Origin of the sequence: Providencia sp. PROV076, assembly GCF_028483405.1 — a bacterium.
Lineage (GTDB): Bacteria > Pseudomonadota > Gammaproteobacteria > Enterobacterales > Enterobacteriaceae > Providencia > Providencia huaxiensis.
Genome location: NZ_JAMPRR010000005.1, coordinates 88,449 through 103,949 on the forward strand (window position 1 = coordinate 88,449; position 15,501 = coordinate 103,949).

A 15,501-nucleotide genomic window follows, 5' to 3' on the forward strand; every position below is an offset into this window, starting at 1 on the left:
TTTATTAAATAACAATCATGCCGATAAAATACGGCATGATTGATTCGATAAACTACATTTTATGAATTCGCCTGGCAGTCGACCTGCTCAAGAGTTTGACTGTTTTTTTTGTCACAGCGTTGCATAAAATAACCAATAGCCATTGGGATAATTGTAACTGCCATTACACCAGTTGTGGCTAACAATGGGTCGAAGGGCAGGGCAGAAACAAGCAGGCTTGCTAAAAAACATAGGCCTAACTGTAAAGCATTCTGCAACGCAGCTGCTTTACCACTCGCACTAGGAAATGTATTTAGTGCTTTGGATACTGCAATAGGGTAAGAGGCCCCGTTCATTGCCGCCATAAAGCAGAATGGGATCAATATCATGGTTAATGATGGCGTGGTATAGATGGCCATGATGAATAAAATAGACATGCTTACCGCGTAACCAATCAGTAACAATGGAAATAACGCTTCTGCACGAATTTTTGCTAATAAAATACGGCAGCCATATCCACCAACAATAAAGGCTAAAGTTTGTGGAATATAACTCAGACCAATATCAGCAGGGTTGAATCCCATGTTACGTAAGATAAAAGGTGACCCTGTTAACCAAGCGAAGAAACCCGCACTACAGGATGCATAAACCAGCACGTTACCGCTGAAAACAGGGGAACTGAGTAAGTTTGAGAAAGAAATCTTAGCCTGCGGTTGGCTGTCATCAGTGATCGTTTTAACTGAGACATTTTTCAAAAAGAGTGTTGGTAATAAAAGTAATATGCCCACAGCCATTAGGATCAGGAAAATTGCTTCCCATGTTTGGTGCTCTAGAACCCATGCACCTAATAATGGCGCTAAAGCAGGGGATAGCGCGACTAGCGGCATAATAGAAGCAAAGACTTTTTGGGTATTTGCTTCATCATAGCGGTCGATAACAAGCGCTTGCCATAAAACCGCAGCGGAGCAGACACCAACCGCCTGTAAAAAACGTAGAGTTAACAGCTGTGTTGCGGTTTCTACCCAATAAATGGCTAAGCTACTTATAATGAAAATAGTTAAGCCCACAATGAGCACAGGCTTACGGCCAAGTTTGTCTGATAATGGCCCCCACAACAGTTGAGCGAAGGCAAAACCAGCTAAAAATATACTGAGAGAAGCACTGATAGCGCCTTCAGATGTATGCAAGGTGTTTTGCATAGCACCAAATGCAGGTAAATACATATCAATGGCTAAAAACCCTAGCATGCTAAGTCCTGCAAGGTAAACCATAAAACCAGGGGAATTTTTTTTCACAGTATTCGACATAATTATTACTTATCTGATATTTAAAAAAATGTTAATGATGACTCCATTGTATAGGCTATTTTTTTAGGTTGTGAAACGGTAATATTTGGATCTTGCTATCAAAATTTTCGAAAGGAGAAGTTATGTGGTCTGCGCATGCACTCGAAGTGATTGATGCAGTTGCTCGAACTGGGAGCTTTAGTGGTGCTGCTGAAGAATTGCACCGTGTACCTTCTGCAATCAGTTATACCGTAAAGCAAGTTGAAGAATGGCTTGCGGTTCCTCTATTTGAACGCCGACATCGTGATGTTGTTCTGACAGAAGCAGGAGCGATATTTATTAAGGAAAGCCGTTCTGTTATCAAAAAAATGACAGATACCCGGCATCAGTGCCAGCAAGTTGCAAATGGCTGGCGCGGGCAATTTAGTATTGCCGTTGATTGCATTGTTAAACCTCAAAGGACGGAACAGTTAATTATTGATTTTTATCGTCATTTTCCTGATATTGAACTTTTTATTCATCCAGAAGTGTTTAATGGAGTGTGGGATGCACTGGCTGACGGGCGCGTAGATGTTGCGATTGGTGCGACTCGAGCGTCCCCGATAGGTGAAAGATACAGTTTCCGTGATATGGGGTTTATGCCGTGGATGTGTGTCGCAAGTCCGGAACATCCATTAGCAAAAATAGGTGAAAAACTGACTGATGACCAAATGAGAGAGTATCCGAGTTTGTGCCTTGAAGATACCTCTCGTAACCTTCCCAAACGTGATACTTGGGCACTTGATAACCAACGTCGGCTTGTCGTGCCTTACTGGGAAAATGGTCTAGCTTGTTTAGTTAACGGGTTATGCGTTGGAATGGTACCTGAGCATCGAGCAGCTCCGCTTTGTGAAAAAGGCCAATTGGTTGAGCTAGCATTAGCCCAGCCATTTCCACCCAGTCCTTGCTGTTTAACTTGGGTGGAAAATAACACATCACCCGCGCTCCGTTGGTTATTAGATTACCTTGGCGATAACGAAACGCTCAACGCAGAGTGGCTTTCAACTTAACTATTTTTCTTATCGACGGTAATCGATAAATGGACCGTCAGCGACAGAACGACGTTCTACAAGGCGAGGGTGGACTTCAATTGTTTGAGCATCTTCGCGCTTATTTACGATACGATCGAGCAGCATAGTGAAGGCCATTTGGCCTAAACGCTCTTTTGGTTGGTGGATAGTGGTCAATGCTGGGGTAAAATAGCGCGCATTTCGTACATTATCATAACCAATGATTGAAATGTCTTGTGGAACACGTAGCCCCATTTCATCAGCCGCACAAATGGCTCCCATCGCCATGATATCGCCGCCACAAAATACCGCGGTAGGGCGTTGTTTATGGCTTAAAATTTGCATCATTGCTTTATAACCAGACTCAGGTTCGAAATCACCTTGCACTATCCACTGGTCTCTCAGTGTGATCTTTGCCTCTTCCATTGCTTTTTGGAAGCCTGTTAAGCGGCCGATACCTGTGTTTCTTTCGAGCGAACCTGGGATCACACCAATATCACGGTGCCCACGATCAATTAAATAGCGGCCTGCAAGGTACCCACCATGGAATGAATTATCAATAATACTGTCTGTAAAATCACCTCGGGAGGTTCCCCAATCCATCACCACCATTGGGATATTGCGATAATCTTCAAGCATACTAATTAACGTATCTGGATATTCAGAACACATCACGAGTAGGCCATCAACGCGCTTTTGCGCTAACATTTGCAAATACGCTTTTTGTTTTCCCAAATTATTATGGGAATTACAAAGTATAAGCGTGTAACCTTTTTCATAACAACTATTTTCAACTGATTCAATGACTTCCGCAAAGTAAGGCGCTTCACTTGAGGTTGCGAGTAAACCAATCGACTTTGTATGATTAACTTTTAAACTACGGGCAACTGCACTCGGTGAATAATTGAGCTCTTTAATCGCAGCCCAGACCGCTGTCTTAGTATCATCGGCCACAAAGCGCGTTTTATTAATAACATGGGATACAGTCGTGGTAGATACGCCAGCGCGTTTCGCCACATCTTTAATCGTTGCCATGGGGAAAAAAAACTCCTGACCAATAACCGGTCTCAATAAGAATTCTTGTTAAAAAATTACCTGCATATTGATGCATTGATCCTTTGCTGGCAATAATTTAGCGATTTGTTGTCGATTTTGTCTGATCTAGCGCAAAAACGAAAGAAATAATTGATGTTATAACATGTGATATAGACACTAGTTTTACTTTTTTGGATATGTATACTTAATAACCTTAATTATTGCATGGTTATTTGTTAATTCAATTACATTAGAATGAGAGGAACTCATGGATACAGATGTTAAATATGGATTGCTTGCTGCATTGGGCTCATTAGCAATGATTATCTTTCTTGCTGCACATATTTTCTGATTTTATTTCAGCCTCAAGTAGGGTGAAATAAAAGGGCGAGTGTATCTCGCCCTTGTCTATTTATGCTTTGTTTCAATACTTGCTAGGTGACTATGCTAAGTTTTCTTCCACAAATTTCCAGTTAACCAGTGCCCAGAAGTTTTCTAAGTATTTAGGGCGGGCGTTACGGTAATCGATATAGTAAGCATGCTCCCAAATATCAACGGTTAACACGGGTTTATCATCACCAGAAATTGGGGTCGCAGCATTCGATGTATTTACGATTGCAAGGCTACCATCTGCTTTTTTCACTAACCAAGTCCATCCAGCACCGAAGTTTTTGGTTGCTGCATCAGTAAACTGAGCTTTAAATTCAGCAAAAGAACCGAATGCTTTATTAATAGCTTCCGCAACTTTTCCTGTCGGCTCGCCACCAGCGTTTGGCGCTAAGCAATTCCAATAGAAAGTGTGGTTCCAAACTTGTGCCGCGTTGTTAAAAACCCCTGCTTCAGAAGTTTTGATTATTTCTTCTAAAGATTTTCCTTCAAAGTTAGTACCTTTGATGAGGTTATTTAAGTTAACAACGTATGTGTTGTGGTGTTTACCATAGTGATATTCTAAGGTTTCTGCAGAGATATAAGGTTCTAAAGCATCTTTTGCATACGGTAAAGCGGGTAGTTCAAATGACATTGCGTACTCCTTGATTGCTTTTATATCAAAATACTCAGGGTGTTTGCTCTTAAAGTGAGCGAAATAATATGTCACAGCTTATCATTAGAGTTTCACCTATTGGCGATATGATACTTAATATATTAATGATAGCACGATCAACCTTACAAAGGTAAGGTAATGAGACGACTAAGATGCTAACAGATAAATAGAGAAATTACAGATAAAAATCATATAGATATTGTAGGTGAGGAACCTAAGCACATTAAATTTCAGTTCTTACTTAGAAATAGCTACTTGTTTGACTTAGGTAAAGAGAAGATAGAAAAGGTGCCTTTTTACTTTTTGGGATGCTATAGTAATGCCCCTATAAAACTGGCATATTGTATGAAACAATTCAGTTTCTTATTATATCAGTCAATCAGTCAATGTATTCTGTTAAGTTGCGGTAGACTCTCAGTTACCGGCTGACTGCAAAACCTGCATCTTTGTTTTAAGGAAGTTAAAAAATGACAACTATTGAAAGAATTGAGCGCCAAATTAAAGAAAACCCAATTTTATTATATATGAAAGGCTCTCCTAAACTTCCGAGCTGTGGTTTTTCTGCTCAGGCAGTACAAGCTCTGTCTTCTTGTGGTGAACGTTTTGCCTATGTTGATATCTTACAAAATCCAGATATTCGTGCGGAATTACCAAAATATGCAAATTGGCCAACTTTCCCTCAACTGTGGGTTGATGGTGAGCTGGTCGGTGGCTGTGATATCATCATGGAAATGTTCCAGCGTGGTGAGCTTCAATCTCTAATTAAAGAAACGGCTGATAAATACCGTTCAGCAGATGAAGCTAGCGCAGACTGAATTAAGCCATAATTAAAAGACTGAAAAACCGTATTTGGTGAAAGCATTGATGACTTTCTACTAAACACGGTTTTTTTTATGTCATGACTATTGATAAAAAGATTATTGAGAGTCTTCAATAATTGGCCAACCACCCAATTTCTTCCACTTATTAACAATTTCGCAAAATAGCAGAGCCGTTCGATTCGTATCATACAAAGCGCCATGAGCTTGTTTGCCATCAAATGGGATACCTGCGGAAACACACGCTTTTGCCAAAATGGTTTGACCAAATACTAAGCCACTTAATGCCGCTGTATCAAAGGTTGCAAATGGATGGAAAGGATTACGTTTTAAACCTGCTCGTTCGGCAGCATTCATGACAAAGCTGTGATCAAAATTTGCGTTATGAGCGACAATAATTGCGCGATTACAATCTGTATTCTTCATGCCCTTGCGGATGACTTTGAATATCGCATGAAGAGCCTCATATTCGCTAACAGCACCGCGTAGAGGGTTAGTTGGATCAATTCCCGTGAAGGCAAGAGCGGATGGCTCAAGATTTGCGCCTTCAAAAGGTTCTACATGAAAATGTAATGTTTCATCCATGGAGAGCCAGCCGTCTTTGTCCATTTTTAAGGTGATGGCAGCAATTTCTAACAGGCCGTCAGTTTTTGCATTAAACCCACCTGTTTCAACATCAATAACGACAGGATAGTATCCCCTGAAGCGGTTCACTAGGGCATTTGGATTGTTTTTTTCAGACATTAGGACTTTCAGTTTTAGTTTTCTGGTTGGGTGACATTATGCCAAAACCAGTAAAAATTTGCAGGTAAACGGTGATAAAAGTTTAGGCGATGAGTTAGGCGCCTAAACTTTTAAATTATATCGCTAATTAATGGCCTAGGCCTTTACTTGCGCTTTTGTTTTCGATCAGCTCAATTTTATAGCCATCTGGATCTTCGACAAATGCAATCACAGTTGTTCCACCCTTAACAGGGCCCGCTTCACGAGTTACGTTACCACCCGCACTACGGATATCATCGCACGTTTTTGCAACATCATCGACGCCTAAGGCGATATGACCATATGCGTTACCCATGTCATATTGGTCAACACCCCAGTTATAGGTTAACTCTATGACAGCGCCTTCACTTTCATCGCTGTAGCCAACAAATGCGAGAGAGTATTTATACTCTGTGTTTTCACTGGTTCTTAATAAGCGCATGCCTAACACTTTTGTGTAAAAGTCGATAGAACGCTGCATATCAGTAACACGTAACATAGTATGGAGTAAGCGCATTTTTAAACCTCTTGGAATCAGCCTGAATCGATTTACCTATTAATATAACGTGCTTAAATTAATAAATACAATGATTACAGTTTGTTTTTTGAACAAATAATGGTAATACTCATTTCTAGGAGTATATCATACATTTATGGTGATTTTTTCTTTTGAAGGGGAAAGTTATGGCTGAACAACTTGAATTTTTTGAGATCCCCAGCCCTTGTCGTGGTATTTGCCAAAGTAATGAACAAGGCTATTGTCGAGGTTGTTACCGCACTCGTGATGAACGCTTTAACTGGTTAAAATTTTCGGATAGTGAAAAACGAAATGTCCTTCGTTTATGTCACCAACGTTATTTAAGAATATTAAATAAAAAAATAGCTCAAGAGAAAACCATCGATACACAACAACAACTTTTCTAGTTTCCTGTTTAAAAATAATGATAAAAAAATCAAATGTTTTATTTTTAATGAAAATTAATCCATAATAAATTATTAGCATGCTATTTATTTCTGAGTTTATATTTCAATGAAATTTTATTTATTCAAAATTATTATAGATTAAATTTAAATGACTGTAATTAACATGATTTTAAGATTAACTATATTTGTTTGTTTTTTAAAGGTTTATGTGACATTGTTTTTTTTATTGTTATTCATGACTGCTATAAGAGCTAAAATAGATAGATCAAAAAGGAGAGTGCGGCTATTCTTATTAATAAGATAATTGATAGGTTATCTTATTAAGCTTAGGTTGAGAAAATGTATGAATCAACGACATATTAATTAGAGTTATATCTCATAATAAATCAGCTATTGTAACTAGATATAGGTATTTAATAGCTAATATATAAATAAAAAGTTGTAAGTATAAAGGGAAATTAATATATAATTCAAAAAATAATATGAAGATGGTATATTTTTTTGACATTATAATTATATAAAGGAGGGTAAATTGGAATCACAAATTGGGACAGAGTTATCACGTGTTGTTCGCATGTGGAGAGCATTAATCGACTATCGTTTGAAGCCTCTTAAACTTACACAAACACATTGGGTTACATTGCATAATATAAGTCAACTACCGCCTGAGCAATCTCAAATACAGTTAGCAAAAGCGATTGGTATTGAACAGCCTTCACTAGTAAGGACTCTAGATCAGTTAGAGGAAAAAAAGCTTATTTCCAGACATACTTGTACAAATGATAGGAGAGCTAAAAGGATAAAGTTAACGGAAGAATCTGAACCCTTTATTAAAACGGTAGATCAAGTCATAAACAATACGCGTATAGAGATATTGAACAATATTAGTAAAGATGAACTTTATCAATTATCACAGTTACTTATGAAACTTGAAAAAAATATTTTAAGATTACAAAATGATTCTTGATATGAAAATAATATACCTAACTAATAAATGGTGTGCTAATCATTAAACTAGCAATTAAGTAATCGGGCTATGTAATTTGTATGATGGTGATATAGGAATAGGTCAATGGAAATAATAATTACACCCAGTTATGATTCTTGATAAGTCATTACCTTTAAATATAATTAATACTGTTAATTATATTTACCTACGGTATTTCTAATTGTTAGCTGGCTAATTTATTAGTGCGTATTAATTAATAATAAACGATTTATTAAAGGGGGGAAGTTAAGTGCCTTTTTGGGTTCGAAAGCAAGGCATTTATTTGTAAGCAAGAAACTGTATTACCTAAAAGCTATGTATGATGAATATAAAATATAATTATATATCATGAAGTAACTATATTATTCAGCAATATTATTTTAAGGCATACTCACCGGCATTGGCCAGTGAGTATGCCTAATTTCGTATCGTAAGATTACCGAGGAGACACAGTCACTGTATTTCCGCTATTTGCAATCATAACACGTTGGCCATTACGGAAGGTGCTAGGGTCTTGTTTTTGAACAACAACAATGTTTTTGCCGCTATCGAGGCGGATCTCTAATTGAACACCTTGGCTTCTATTTAATGCGCCTTGAGCTTCCTGACCGGCTAAACCACCGGCAATAGCACCTGCAGCTGTTGCTAATGTGTTACCTGTACCACCACCGATGGTGTTACCTAATAACCCACCAAGTACAGCACCACCAATTGCGCCAATTACGTTACCGTCTTCACCAGCTTGAATAGTCACAGGGCGAGCATTCAGAACAGTACCATAAGTCACAGTCTGTACCTGTTTCGCATCCTTGGCAGAAATAGTATCACCAGAAAGCGTACTGGTATTGACACAGCCTGATAAGGCTGCAACTGCTACAACACCTACAAAAACTTTCTTAAGCATAAGAACTCCTATGAGATTTGCTGTCTGTGGCACTAACATAGCATCGTATATTTGTTTTCACCATAAATACAACAAGTATCAAAATAATGGTATTAAAAAGCGATGGTTAGATTACCGATTCTGATTTAAATAGAGCGTAAACACTAGGTAAAATATCTCAAATTCGTGATTATTTCATTCAATAAGGCACTCTTTGTTAAATATTCACATAGGGTAGTCAATTCATGAGCATCATTTCGCACAAGTTGCCAAACAGGGTAAGGCTTTAAACTTTAACTGAAGCGCGAAACAGTTATGCTGAGCTGATCAATGCATTATGTACCATAATATTGAAAATGAAAATTTCAGACATTAAAAAACGACTTTTTTATTTGGTTTGTCTAGCAATTTTTAGTTTTAAAGTACTTATTTATTATTCCTGCGAAGCGCTCCGAGAAATTGCATCGAATTGTTGACAAAATTTGTCATCAAAGCACAATCTTTTGTAGCTGAATATTGTAAAGTTAATGTGCACTCTGAAGGAACAAGAATAATGATGAAATCGGGTCGTTACATAGGCGTTATGTCAGGAACTAGCCTAGATGGTGTTGATGTCGTTCTTGCCGCAATCAGTGACAAATTTGTCGCAGAGCAATCCAGTTTGAGTGTTGCGTTTCCCATCGAGTTAAAAAAACGAATTCTAGATATATGCCAAGGGCAGGCAACAACGCTATCAGAGGTTGGTAAAATTGATAGAGAGCTTGGCTCTTTATATGCAGATGCGATAAACCAACTTCTTATTCAAACAGGGCTAACAGCCGAAGATATCATTGCGATTGGTTGTCACGGTCAAACTGTTTGGCACGAACCTGATGGCGAACAGCCTTTTACTATACAGTTAGGTGATAACAACCGTATTGCAGCTTTAACAGGGATCACAACGGTAGGGGACTTTCGCCGAAGAGATATGGCTTATGGTGGGCAGGGAGCGCCTTTAGTTCCCGCATTTCACTTAGCTGTTCTAGGGCATTCTACAGAAAAGCGAATTGTACTGAATATTGGTGGAATTGCTAATGTGACAGCTTTATTACCAGGGGCTTACGTCAAAGGCTACGATACAGGACCGGGAAATATGTTAATGGATACCTGGAGCTGGCGTATCCAACAAAAAGCATTCGATAAAGATGGTGAATGGGCAAGTCGTGGTCAAGTTAACCATGTATTACTAAAAGCCATGTTAAGTGACCCATATTTTAGACGTTCCTCGCCGAAAAGTACGGGGCGTGAATATTTTAACATGCAATGGTTAGAACAGCATTTAGTTCATTTTCCATCAATCTCAGCGGATGATGTGCAAGCAACTCTGTGCGAATTGACTGCGGCCTCTATCGCAGAGCAAGTATTACTATGTGGTGGTTGTGAGCGCTTAATAGTCTGCGGTGGTGGAGCAAAGAATACTTTTTTAATGCAACGAATGGCCGCTTTGCTCCCGGGAACTGAAGTGGCGCCAAGTGATAAGTTTGGTTTAAGTGGGGATGATATGGAAGCTTTAGCATTTGCATGGCTAGCAGCACGAACGATATCAGGTCTTCCTGGAAATTTGGCATCCGTTACTGGAGCAAGTCAAGAAACTGTGCTTGGGGCAATATACCCTAAAAATACCGATAAAAAATAACAGTGGTGAAGGATATAAAAATGAACGAGCTAGGTGAAATAGATCTTGCATCGGTACGTCGTGAATACACCAAAAGTGGGTTGAGGCGTAATGACTTAACACCAAACCCACTGACGCTTTTTGAACTATGGATGAAGCAGGCATGTGAAGCTCGATTGAGTGATCCAACAGCCATGTGTGTTGCTACTGTAGATGAAACCGGGCAGCCCTACCAACGTATTGTACTATTAAAACATTTTGATGATAAAGGCTTGGTATTTTATACCAACTTAGGTAGTCGAAAAGCACAACATTTAGAGAAAAATAATAAAATTAGCCTACATTTTCCATGGTATCCATTAGAGCGCCAAGTTAATTTCACTGGGGTTGCTGAGCGTTTGAACCCTATTGAGGTTGTCAAATATTTTCATAGTAGGCCGAAAGACAGCCAGATTGCAGCATGGGCATCAGCGCAATCTTCTAAAATTTCAGCGCGTGGTATTTTAGAAGGGAAATTTTTAGAACTAAAACAAAAATTTAAGAATGGCGATGTCCCATTACCGAGTTTTTGGGGGGGGTATCGAGTGGTATTTGATAGTGTTGAATTTTGGCAAGGTGGGGCGCACCGTCTACATGACCGTTTTTTATACCAGCGAGAAGGCGATGGCTGGAAAATTGATAGATTAGCCCCTTAGGATCATGTTTTTTAGCTGGCACTTAATTGATATGCGCTTTATGCTATAGCTTCATTTAAGAAAATTGACAAATTACACTGGTGAGTTTTTGACAAGCCTCTCAAACTTACTGGTCATTCAAACTAATATAGATAGACAAAATACAACTGATGGAGTCATTGATGTCTAGCAATAACCTGATTAAACAATTGCAAGAGCGGGGCCTCGTTGCCCAGGTAACGGATGAGGATGCGTTAGCAGAGAGACTGGCGCAGGGCCCTATCTCTCTCTATTGTGGCTTCGATCCTACCGCAGATAGCTTGCATTTGGGACATCTGGTTCCTTTGCTGTGTTTAAAACGATTCCAACTAGCCGGGCACAAGCCTGTGGCGTTGGTAGGTGGCGCAACGGGCCTTATTGGCGATCCGAGCTTTAAAGCTACTGAACGTAAATTAAATACCGCAGAAACCGTTCAAGAGTGGGTAGGAAAAATCCGTAACCAAGTTTCACCGTTTTTAAGTTTTGATTGTGGTGATAACAGTGCACGCCTTGCTAACAACTATGATTGGTTTGGCAAAATGGATGTACTGACTTTCTTACGTGATATTGGTAAGCACTTTTCTGTTAACCAAATGATTAACCGTGAGTCTGTTAAGCAACGTTTAAATCGTGATGACGTTGGTATCTCTTTTACTGAGTTTGCCTATAATCTTTTACAAGGTTATGACTTCGCAAATATGAATAAAGAGATGGGTGTAGAACTGCAAATCGGTGGTTCTGACCAATGGGGTAACATCACTTCGGGTATCGATTTAACTCGTCGCTTACACCAAAACCAAGTATTTGGTATGACGGTTCCTCTGATTACTAAAGCAGACGGTACTAAATTTGGTAAAACTGAAGGTGGCGCAGTTTGGTTAGACTCCAAAAAAACCAGCCAATATAAATTCTACCAGTTCTGGATCAACACGGCAGACGCTGACGTTTATCGCTTCTTAAAATTCTTCACATTTATGGAAATAGATGAAATTAATGCACTGGAAGAAGAAGACAAAAATAGTGGTAAGGCGCCTCGAGCTCAATATGTATTAGCGGAATTGGTTACTAAACTAGTACACGGCGAAGAAGGGCTAGCAGCAGCGAAGCGTATCACAGAAAGCTTATTCTCTGGTGCAGTATCTGATTTAACTGAAGCTGATTTTGAGCAATTAGCTCAAGATGGTATGCCTTGCATTACATTAGAAGCAGGCGCTGATTTACAGCAAGCCTTAGTTGATTCAGAGTTGGTTCCTTCTCGTGGGCAAGCAAGAACGGCTATTAGCTCTAATGCGGTATCTATTAATGGCCAAAAACAAACAGAGCCAATGTATGTATTCTCTGATGCAGACCGTTTGTTTGGTCGTTATACATTGATCCGTCGTGGTAAGAAAAACGACTGTTTAATTAATTGGAAATAGCTCTGACTAACCTTTGTAATATCAGCCCGGAATTTTCCGGGTTATACTCGTCCTATTTCAAATTGCATAGGTGTTGATTGCGCTGAGTTCTCCGCATTACATACGGATCTACGCTCGTCGGGTCATCTTGCCATGTTACTTACATGCAATTCGAATTATTTGGAGTATATTCATATTTGCAACGGGTAATCACTGATTTCTCTTCATTCGACATAACAATTCTTTGGGTTCTCAATGAAAAGCGTATTATCAATTCAATCCCATGTTGTTTTCGGCCATGCAGGAAACAGTGCCGCCGCATTTCCTATGTGCCGGATGGGCGTAGATGTGTGGCCACTTAATACCGTACAATTTTCGAATCACACACAGTATCCACAATGGACTGGAAGTGTTTTTCCTGCCCAGCACTTAACTGATATCGTTGATGGATTAGCTAAAATCCATAAATTAGAGATTTGTGATGCTGTATTAAGCGGTTATATCGGCTCAGCTGAGCAAGGAGATGATATCCTTGCGATCGTGAAAAGAGTGAAGGCAGCCAACCCGCAAGCCCTCTATTTTTGTGACCCAGTAATGGGGCATCCTGAGAAAGGTTGCATTGTGGCACCTGGTGTTGCTGAATTCCTTTGTGAGCGAGCGCTGGCTGCTTGTGATGTCATCGCACCAAATTTACTAGAGTTAGAAACATTAACGAGTAGAACAATTAAAAGTGTAGAAGAAGCCGCTCAAGCTGCTCGCGAATTGTGTTACAAAGGCCCTAAAATTGTTCTTGTTAAGCATTTAAGTCGTGCAGGGTATCGTGCTGATCGTTTTGAAATGATCCTTGTAACAGCAGAGCATACTTGGCATGTTAGCCGTCCTCTCGTTGATTTTGGTGAAAAGCAACCTGTCGGTGTTGGTGATTTAACCAGTGGTTTAATGTTGGTTAACTTATTGAAAGGTGAGCCCTTAGATAAGGGGCTAGAGCATGTTGCAGCAGCGGTATATGAAGTGATGATAAAAACCAAAGAAATGGGCGAGTATGAGTTACAGCTCGTTGCGGCTCAAGACAAAATGGTTAACCCTGAACATAATTTCTGTGCAACACAATTAGATTAAATTGATTTGTATTATCGAAAATAGCGCTCTATTGGAAGAGCGCTATTTTACCGATTAAATTAAACCTTCCGCTTTTAATGCATCTTGAACATTAGGGCGTTTAGCGATTTTAGCAATGAAATCTTGCAGGTGACTCAGGCTAGTTAAATCAAGCCCTACGTGTTTTGCCCAGTTACTCACAGTGAATAAATAGGCATCTGCGACACTAAAAGTATCACCAGCAAAGAAAGCTTGCTTAGCGAGTACGCTATCAACATACTCAAATTTATTAAACAATACCTTACGTACAGTATCTTTATACTCTTCTGGCGTTCCTGGTGTGAATAAAGGTGAGAAAGTTTTATGGAGTTCTGTCGAAATAAAATTCAAAGCTTCTAACTGGTGATAACGTTTCATCGAACCTGGAAGCGCGATTAGGTTACGATCTGGTTTTTGATCTGCAATATATTGAACAATAATTGCACCTTCTGTAAGTTGTTCACCATTATCCAGCACTAAAGTGGGTACTTGACCTTTCGGGTTTATCGCTAAAAAGTCTTCACCTTTCTCTGTTTTTTTCTCTTTTATATTCACTCGTTCAATACTGAAATCTAAACCAGTTTCACGCAGAATGATATGGGGAGAAAGTGAGCAAGCACCGGGAGCGTAATATAATTTCATCATAAAACTCCTAAATTATTGAGTTAGCATTCATATGGCAGATAAACACATATCACTTAAGTATATCATCACTTTCTGTTAACGAATTGCCATCAAGTGTGAGTTAAAAAATAAAACCCAAAATCGGACTGAAATTATCGTTAATATAAACAAGCAGAGTACAACCAGTGTTTAAAACTATAAATGATAAAAATACATAAATCTAAGATAGTTACCTTATGTAAGGAAATACTATTTTGTTAAACTCCTCGCCTTGTCTTATGAAAAAAATAAACCGAATAATAAGTAACAGGTGAGTAAATAAATGACCAGCTTGTGTCAAAAATTGAATTTTTTAGGAAAACTAGACCAAATTTTAATGGCTCATCAGCCAAATAAGAGCCATGGGATTAAACGTTTTCTATTAGAGTTTTGGTTTTTCGGTTTAATTAATGCTCGTTCCTGTTTATTCGCTGGATTTTTCTTTTTAGCACTATTCTTGGTACCCGCTAAAGGGCTAATTGGCATACCTCGCTATGATGTGCTACTAATTTTTGCGGTTATTTTTCAAGGATTGTTGGTTTGGTCAAAACTAGAAACTTGGGATGAATTAAAAGCGATTTGTGTTTTTCATTTAGTCGGTTTTATGATGGAACTGTTTAAAACATCAGCAACAATTGGTTCATGGCAATACCCGGATGAAGCCTACACAAAACTTTGGGGGGTTCCTTTATTTACTGGCTTTATGTATGCGGCAGTAGGGAGCTATATCATTCAGTCTTGGCGGTTTTTTAAAGTAAGAATTGAACACTACCCACCTTACTGGATGGCAACAGTAGTCGCTCTGGCTATTTATATTAATTTTTTTAGTCATCATTATATTGATGATTATCGCTGGTATTTAGCTGCATTTATTATGGGATTGTATGCACGTAGTATGGTTTTTTATACTCCGCTTGATAAAGAACGAAAAATGCCATTATTGCTCGCATTTATGCTAATTGGCTTTTTTATTTGGCTGGCTGAAAATTTTGGGACATTTTTTGGTGTTTGGCAATATCCAAACCAAATTGGTGCTTGGTCAATGGTACATGCAGGTAAGTGGGGGGCCTGGTCACTGTTAGTGATTGTTACCTTTACAATTGTTGTACATCTTAAACATATTAAAGCCAATGTGACGATAGCCCGTTAAATAACAAGTTTAATTCATTGT

16 protein-coding genes are annotated in these 15,501 nt (G+C 38.9%); 9 read left to right on the top strand and 7 right to left on the bottom strand.

The genetic code is table 11. The features are described 5' to 3' along the window. Positions 1–59: 59 nt before the first annotated feature. Positions 60–1,286, bottom strand: a complete 1,227-nt coding sequence (gene punC / locus PSF67_RS04460) for a purine nucleoside transporter PunC (RefSeq protein WP_102139699.1) — start codon at positions 1,284–1,286, stop codon at positions 60–62. Between the two features lie 122 nt (positions 1,287–1,408). Here punC and punR point away from each other — a divergent pair, with 122 nt between their 5' ends. Further along, positions 1,409–2,314 carry a DNA-binding transcriptional activator PunR gene (punR, locus tag PSF67_RS04465; RefSeq protein WP_102139698.1) on the top strand — a complete coding sequence of 302 codons (906 nt, stop codon included), beginning with the start codon at positions 1,409–1,411 and terminating at the stop codon, positions 2,312–2,314. 9 nt (positions 2,315–2,323) lie between these two features. On the opposite strand, the gene purR is transcribed toward punR, so the two are convergent. Both purR and sodB read right to left on the bottom strand, forming a co-directional pair. Then, positions 2,324–3,349 carry an HTH-type transcriptional repressor PurR gene (purR, locus tag PSF67_RS04470; RefSeq protein WP_102139697.1) on the bottom strand — a complete coding sequence of 342 codons (1,026 nt, stop codon included), beginning with the start codon at positions 3,347–3,349 and terminating at the stop codon, positions 2,324–2,326. Between the two features lie 442 nt (positions 3,350–3,791). Beyond that, positions 3,792–4,370, bottom strand: a complete 579-nt coding sequence (gene sodB, locus PSF67_RS04475) for a superoxide dismutase [Fe] (protein WP_102139696.1) — start codon at positions 4,368–4,370, stop codon at positions 3,792–3,794. 488 nt (positions 4,371–4,858) lie between these two features. Here sodB and PSF67_RS04480 point away from each other — a divergent pair, with 488 nt between their 5' ends. Next, on the top strand, positions 4,859–5,206 hold the full coding sequence (locus PSF67_RS04480; RefSeq protein ID WP_102139695.1) for a Grx4 family monothiol glutaredoxin: 348 nt from the start codon (positions 4,859–4,861) through the stop codon (positions 5,204–5,206). Between the two features lie 102 nt (positions 5,207–5,308). On the opposite strand, the gene rnt is transcribed toward PSF67_RS04480, so the two are convergent. Continuing rightward, positions 5,309–5,953, bottom strand: a complete 645-nt coding sequence (gene rnt / locus PSF67_RS04485) for a ribonuclease T (protein ID WP_102139694.1) — start codon at positions 5,951–5,953, stop codon at positions 5,309–5,311. A 127-nt stretch (positions 5,954–6,080) separates the two neighbouring features. After that, complete coding sequence (gene gloA / locus PSF67_RS04490; protein ID WP_036958666.1) at positions 6,081–6,488, bottom strand: lactoylglutathione lyase; 408 nt, start codon at positions 6,486–6,488, stop codon at positions 6,081–6,083. A 167-nt stretch (positions 6,489–6,655) separates the two neighbouring features. Here gloA and PSF67_RS04495 point away from each other — a divergent pair, with 167 nt between their 5' ends. Together PSF67_RS04495 and slyA are read left to right on the top strand one after the other, a co-directional pair. Next, positions 6,656–6,895: a DUF1289 domain-containing protein gene (locus tag PSF67_RS04495; RefSeq protein WP_102139693.1), complete on the top strand. Its 240-nt coding sequence runs from the start codon at positions 6,656–6,658 to the stop codon at positions 6,893–6,895. Positions 6,896–7,427: 532 nt separating this feature from the next. Then, positions 7,428–7,862: a transcriptional regulator SlyA gene (gene slyA / locus PSF67_RS04500; protein WP_094961765.1), complete on the top strand. Its 435-nt coding sequence runs from the start codon at positions 7,428–7,430 to the stop codon at positions 7,860–7,862. Positions 7,863–8,319: 457 nt separating this feature from the next. On the opposite strand, the gene PSF67_RS04505 is transcribed toward slyA, so the two are convergent. Continuing rightward, positions 8,320–8,787, bottom strand: coding sequence for a glycine zipper 2TM domain-containing protein (locus tag PSF67_RS04505; protein WP_036958672.1), 468 nt, complete (start codon positions 8,785–8,787; stop codon positions 8,320–8,322). A gap of 532 nt (positions 8,788–9,319) precedes the next feature. Here PSF67_RS04505 and anmK point away from each other — a divergent pair. From anmK to pdxY, 4 genes are all read left to right on the top strand, one after another. Next, on the top strand, positions 9,320–10,441 hold the full coding sequence (gene anmK / locus PSF67_RS04510) for an anhydro-N-acetylmuramic acid kinase (protein ID WP_181489844.1): 1,122 nt from the start codon (positions 9,320–9,322) through the stop codon (positions 10,439–10,441). Between the two features lie 20 nt (positions 10,442–10,461). After that, on the top strand, positions 10,462–11,115 hold the full coding sequence (gene pdxH / locus PSF67_RS04515; RefSeq protein ID WP_102139692.1) for a pyridoxamine 5'-phosphate oxidase: 654 nt from the start codon (positions 10,462–10,464) through the stop codon (positions 11,113–11,115). Positions 11,116–11,276: 161 nt separating this feature from the next. Further along, a complete protein-coding gene (gene tyrS, locus PSF67_RS04520) occupies positions 11,277–12,551 on the top strand; it encodes a tyrosine--tRNA ligase (RefSeq protein WP_102139691.1) in 1,275 nt (424 codons plus the stop codon). Between the two features lie 234 nt (positions 12,552–12,785). Next, positions 12,786–13,649 carry a pyridoxal kinase PdxY gene (gene pdxY, locus PSF67_RS04525; RefSeq protein ID WP_272676577.1) on the top strand — a complete coding sequence of 288 codons (864 nt, stop codon included), beginning with the start codon at positions 12,786–12,788 and terminating at the stop codon, positions 13,647–13,649. Between the two features lie 54 nt (positions 13,650–13,703). Here pdxY and gstA read toward each other — a convergent pair whose 3' ends face one another. After that, complete coding sequence (gstA, locus tag PSF67_RS04530; RefSeq protein WP_102139689.1) at positions 13,704–14,309, bottom strand: glutathione transferase GstA; 606 nt, start codon at positions 14,307–14,309, stop codon at positions 13,704–13,706. A gap of 304 nt (positions 14,310–14,613) precedes the next feature. On the opposite strand from gstA, the gene PSF67_RS04535 reads away from it, so the two are divergent. Beyond that, a complete protein-coding gene (locus PSF67_RS04535) occupies positions 14,614–15,480 on the top strand; it encodes a DUF817 domain-containing protein (protein ID WP_166265259.1) in 867 nt (288 codons plus the stop codon). Positions 15,481–15,501: the final 21 nt, after the last annotated feature.

What these genes read in the sequence shown, in the direction of transcription:
- punC (WP_102139699.1), bottom strand. Translation starts at nt 1,286, where the DNA reads ATGTCGAATACTGTGAAAAAAAATTCCCCTGGTTTTATGGTTTACCTT.
- punR (WP_102139698.1), top strand. Translation starts at nt 1,409, where the DNA reads ATGTGGTCTGCGCATGCACTCGAAGTGATTGATGCAGTTGCTCGAACT.
- purR (WP_102139697.1), bottom strand. Translation starts at nt 3,349, where the DNA reads ATGGCAACGATTAAAGATGTGGCGAAACGCGCTGGCGTATCTACCACG.
- sodB (WP_102139696.1), bottom strand. Translation starts at nt 4,370, where the DNA reads ATGTCATTTGAACTACCCGCTTTACCGTATGCAAAAGATGCTTTAGAA.
- PSF67_RS04480 (WP_102139695.1), top strand. Translation starts at nt 4,859, where the DNA reads ATGACAACTATTGAAAGAATTGAGCGCCAAATTAAAGAAAACCCAATT.
- rnt (WP_102139694.1), bottom strand. Translation starts at nt 5,953, where the DNA reads ATGTCTGAAAAAAACAATCCAAATGCCCTAGTGAACCGCTTCAGGGGA.
- gloA (WP_036958666.1), bottom strand. Translation starts at nt 6,488, where the DNA reads ATGCGCTTACTCCATACTATGTTACGTGTTACTGATATGCAGCGTTCT.
- PSF67_RS04495 (WP_102139693.1), top strand. Translation starts at nt 6,656, where the DNA reads ATGGCTGAACAACTTGAATTTTTTGAGATCCCCAGCCCTTGTCGTGGT.
- PSF67_RS04505 (WP_036958672.1), bottom strand. Translation starts at nt 8,787, where the DNA reads ATGCTTAAGAAAGTTTTTGTAGGTGTTGTAGCAGTTGCAGCCTTATCA.
- anmK (WP_181489844.1), top strand. Translation starts at nt 9,320, where the DNA reads ATGATGAAATCGGGTCGTTACATAGGCGTTATGTCAGGAACTAGCCTA.
- pdxH (WP_102139692.1), top strand. Translation starts at nt 10,462, where the DNA reads ATGAACGAGCTAGGTGAAATAGATCTTGCATCGGTACGTCGTGAATAC.
- tyrS (WP_102139691.1), top strand. Translation starts at nt 11,277, where the DNA reads ATGTCTAGCAATAACCTGATTAAACAATTGCAAGAGCGGGGCCTCGTT.
- pdxY (WP_272676577.1), top strand. Translation starts at nt 12,786, where the DNA reads ATGAAAAGCGTATTATCAATTCAATCCCATGTTGTTTTCGGCCATGCA.
- gstA (WP_102139689.1), bottom strand. Translation starts at nt 14,309, where the DNA reads ATGAAATTATATTACGCTCCCGGTGCTTGCTCACTTTCTCCCCATATC.
- PSF67_RS04535 (WP_166265259.1), top strand. Translation starts at nt 14,614, where the DNA reads ATGACCAGCTTGTGTCAAAAATTGAATTTTTTAGGAAAACTAGACCAA.